The organism is Micrococcus sp. MS-ASIII-49 (assembly GCF_000946635.1).
In the GTDB taxonomy this organism is placed as follows: Bacteria; Actinomycetota; Actinomycetes; order Actinomycetales; family Micrococcaceae; genus Micrococcus; species Micrococcus luteus.
The window spans coordinates 1-3,195 of sequence record NZ_JXSP01000107.1 but is presented as its reverse complement, the minus strand read 5'-3'; the positions used below and the strand labels follow the sequence as shown (position 1 = coordinate 3,195).

The 3,195-nt window shown below is 76.4% G+C and carries 5 protein-coding genes and 1 pseudogene; all 6 read right to left on the bottom strand.

Features of this window, described 5'->3' with window-relative positions:
- Positions 1-242: DivIVA domain-containing protein (locus SJ20_RS07575; protein ID WP_044659510.1), on the bottom strand; the 242-nt coding region annotated here is incomplete at its 3' end.
- Positions 243-381: 139 nt separating this feature from the next.
- Positions 382-678, bottom strand: coding sequence for a YggT family protein (locus SJ20_RS07570; RefSeq protein WP_044659509.1), 297 nt, complete (start codon positions 676-678; stop codon positions 382-384).
- Between the two features lie 7 nt (positions 679-685).
- Entirely contained in the window at positions 686-1,318 is a 633-nt protein-coding gene (gene sepF, locus SJ20_RS07565) for a cell division protein SepF (protein WP_036314178.1), read from the bottom strand.
- 110 nt (positions 1,319-1,428) lie between these two features.
- On the bottom strand, positions 1,429-2,217 hold the full coding sequence (locus tag SJ20_RS07560; protein ID WP_041102722.1) for a YggS family pyridoxal phosphate-dependent enzyme: 789 nt from the start codon (positions 2,215-2,217) through the stop codon (positions 1,429-1,431).
- On the bottom strand, positions 2,214-3,035 hold the full coding sequence (locus tag SJ20_RS07555) for a polyphenol oxidase family protein (RefSeq protein ID WP_044659508.1): 822 nt from the start codon (positions 3,033-3,035) through the stop codon (positions 2,214-2,216). Before SJ20_RS07555 ends, SJ20_RS07560 begins: the two co-directional genes overlap by 4 nt.
- A pseudogene (locus tag SJ20_RS11885) lies at positions 3,032-3,195 on the bottom strand (cell division protein FtsZ); the annotation flags it as partial. The pseudogene SJ20_RS11885 and the gene SJ20_RS07555, both read right to left, overlap by 4 nt.

Below are 3,195 nucleotides of genomic sequence, written 5' to 3'. Positions count from 1 at the left end.
TCGGCGGAGGCCGGGGTCGCGGCGGCCTCCGGGGTGTCCGCAGCGGGGCCGGCGGCCGGGGCGGCGCCGCCGGCGCGCAGCTCCGCGTTCTCGGACTCGAGCTGCTCGTTGAGGGCGATCAGGCGCTTGAACTCCGCCACGATCTCGTCGAGGAAGTCATCCACCTCGGTCTGGTCGTAGCCCTCGCGGAACTTCGTGGGCTGGAACTGCTTGTTGACCACGTCTTCCCAGGACAGCGCCATGGAACCGTCTCGCTCTCTGCTCGGTGCTCGGGGACGGCCGGGCGGCCCGGCGCGTCGGCGGTCGGCGCGCCGGTGAGGGGCGGCGCCGATCCTGCCGCGAAGACTACCACCGGGGCCGACAGCCGCCCCGGGCCGCGGGTCAGGCCACGCCGGCCAGGCTCAGCACCAGGACCCGCAGCAGGACGACGCCGAGGAACACGATGAGGAAGGCCACGTCCAGGCCGATGCCGCCCAGGTTCACCGGCGGCACGGCACGACGCACGGGGCGCAGCAACGGATCGGTGGCCCCGTACACGCCGCTGGCCGGCATGAGGGCCGCCCCGGTGGGGCGCCAGTGGCGGACGAACGACTGCGTGACGTCCAGGACGATCCGCACGGTCAGCGCCGCGAGCACCACCGTCAGGGCGATGTAGGCGAGGGCGAGGAGCAGCTGCATGGGCGCCTCAGTCGCCGTCGAACGGGGAGTCGGCCGCGCCGGACTCGCCCTGCTCGGCGCCGACGACGTCCACGGTGGCCGGGGTCAGCAGGAACACCTTGCTGGTGATGCGGGAGATCGAGCCGTGCAGGCCGAAGACGAGGCCGGCCGCGAAGTCCACGAGGCGCTTGGCCTCGTTCTCACCGAGGTCGGTCACGTTCATGATCACGGGGACGCCGGAGCGGAAGGCCTCGCCGATCGCCTTCGCGTCGTTGTAGGAGCGGGGGTGGACGGTGGAGAGGGTGTGCACGGAGGCTCCTTCGGCAGACGACGCTGCGGCTCGCTTGATGGGGGTCACCGGGGCCCGGTAGCCCGGGTCGACCGGCTCGGGACGCGCCGGACGCCGGGGTTCGACGGGATCGGCCGCGGTGGAGCCGGACGGGGTCACGGGCTCCGGCCGCTCGGCCGGCTCGGGATCGCGGACCGCAGCCGGGCGGACGGCCTCCATGTGGGGGTCGGTGTCCGGCTCCGCGGGGCGGCGCGCCTCGACGACCTCGTGTCGGGGCGCGGTCTCCCGCTCGGCCGCACGCGGCTGCTCGTCGTACTCGTCGCCGTCGGCCAGGCCGAGGTAGATCATCGTCTTCTTCAGGGCACCAGCCATGAGTCTTCCTTCACCACGTCCTCCGGCCCCGGGGGCCGCCGTCGTTCGTCGTCGGTGCGCGTGCGTCCGCACGGTCCTGTCGCGTCCCGCCGGGACGCGCGGGGTCAACGTTAGCCCACCGCGTCCCGGGCCCCCAGAACGTCGGAGCCGATGCGCACCTGTGTCGCCCCGGCGCGCACGGCCGCCTCGAGGTCCGCGCTCATCCCCATGGACAGTGCGGTGGCCTCCGGATGCGTCTGCCGCAGGCGCGCGCCGAGTGCGGCAAGGCGGCGGAACGCGTGCTCCGGGTCCAGGCCGCGCGGTGCCACGCACATCAGCCCGCCCAGCCGCAGGCCCGGCAGGCCTGCGATGACGTCCGCGAGGGCGGGGACGTCCTCGGGGCGGGCGCCGCCGCGCGGGCCGATCCCCTCGGGACGGTCCTCGTCGGCGCGGTCGTCGACATCCACCTGCACGAGGCACTCCAGGTCGGGGATCGCGGCCTCGGGCTCGCGCTCGCGCCGCAGCACGAGCGCCCGCGAGAGCGCCTCGGCCAGTTCGGGTCGGTCCACCGACTCCACCACGGACGCGTAGCGCACCACGTACTTGGCCTTGTTGGTCTGCAGCTGGCCCACGAAGTGCCAGCGCGGGGCGTCCGCCCCCAGAGCCGCGGCGACGGCCTCGGCCTTGGGCCGGGCCTCCTGGTCGCGGTTCTCCCCCACGTCGGTCACGCCGAGCGCGGCGAGGCGCACGACGTCGTCGGCGGGGTGGGTCTTGGTCACGACGACGAGCGCGGGCTCCGCCTCGCGCCCGGCGTCCCGCGCGGCGTCGGCGATGCGGGCGTGCACCGCGGCGAGCGCGTCGGCGATCTCCCGGGCGCGGGGGTCCGTCGGGGTCGGCCCGGCGGTGGCGGGGGCGGTCATGCGTCTCCTCTCGGGACGGTGGCGTCGGGGTCGGCGCGCCAGACGAGGCCGGCGAACCGGCCCTCACCGGGCGCCCGACGGTGTGAGAACAGGCGCTCGTCCTCCCGCGTGCACACGTTGATCGTCGCGGTGGCCACCCCGCGGGCACGGAGGACCTCCGCGGCGCCGGCGGGCAGGTCGAGGGCGGGGGTGCCCCAGGACGTGGTGGCCGCGGTCGCCGGGAGGCAGGCGGCGGCGTCGTCGCGCATGGCCGCGGGCACCTCATAGCAGCGGCCGCACACGCCGGGGCCGATCCAGGCGCGCAGGCCGGGACCGGTCCGGTCGGCCTCCGGCCGCAGGGAGAGCAGCCGATCGACGGTCGCCTCCAGGACGCCGTCCAGCAGCCCGCGCCGCCCGGCGTGGGCCACGGCGGTCGCGCCGGTCGTCTCGTCGACGACGACCACGGGGAGGCAGTCGGCCACCATGACGGCCAGCGGCCGTGACCCGTCGCGGCTCACGGCGGCGTCGGCCACGGGGGCCGAGGCACCGCCGCGCCCGGGCCCGTCCGCCCACACGACGTCGGCCGAGTGCACCTGGTCCAGATAGAGCGTGGCGCCCTCGGGGACCCCCATCACGCGCTCCAGGGCGCGGCGGGCGGCGCTGACGCGAGCGAGCCCCGCGGCCTCGTCCGGCGGGACCACGTGCGGCGCGAGGTTGCCGGCGGCCACGGACGTCCAGGCCACGTGCACGGCGCCCGTCGCGGTGCGGACGGTCTCGCGGTGCACGAAGGGGCCGGCGGGGACCCGTGTGGTCCCGGCCGGCCCCTCCGCGGCCGTCACTTGAGGAAGTCCGGGACGTCCAGGTCCGAGGACCCGGCGCCGAGGTCCGGCTCCACCACGGTGGGCAGGTCCTGCTGGCGGCGCGGCTGCTGCTCCTGCGGGGCCAGCGGCACGGTGCCGCGCACGGCGGGGCGCTCGGCCTGCTGCGGCGGGGCCGGGG

Excerpts from the sequence above, each read along its gene's own strand:
- SJ20_RS07570 (WP_044659509.1), bottom strand. The coding sequence starts at position 678 with ATGCAGCTGCTCCTCGCCCTCGCCTACATCGCCCTGACGGTGGTGCTC.
- sepF (WP_036314178.1), bottom strand. The coding sequence starts at position 1,318 with ATGGCTGGTGCCCTGAAGAAGACGATGATCTACCTCGGCCTGGCCGAC.
- SJ20_RS07560 (WP_041102722.1), bottom strand. The coding sequence starts at position 2,217 with ATGACCGCCCCCGCCACCGCCGGGCCGACCCCGACGGACCCCCGCGCC.